The sequence below is a fragment of the Mesorhizobium sp. WSM4850 genome (genome assembly GCF_055811735.1).
The window spans coordinates 1-221 of sequence record NZ_JBVVPV010000195.1; the positions used below are offsets into that span (position 1 = coordinate 1).

Annotated in this window: 1 pseudogene; it reads right to left on the bottom strand. The window is 71.9% G+C overall.

Going from position 1 to position 221, the window contains the following annotated elements:
- A pseudogene (locus tag AC0L2Z_RS35525) lies at nucleotides 1-221 on the bottom strand (OmpA family protein); the annotation flags it as partial.

Below are 221 nucleotides of genomic sequence, written 5' to 3' on the forward strand. Positions count from 1 at the left end.
TCCTGCTCGGCGGCGGGCTGCTCCTTGGCCTTCGGCTTCTCAGGCTTGGCCGCCTGTTCGGGCTCGGCCTGCTCCTGTTCGGCGGCGGGCCGCTCCTCGGCCTTCGGCTTCTCAGGCTTGGCCGCCTTTTCCGGCTCGGCCTGCTCCTGCTCGGCGGCGGGCTGCTCCTTGGCCTTCGGCTTCTCAGGCTTGGCCGCCTGTTCGGGCTCGGCCTGCTCCTG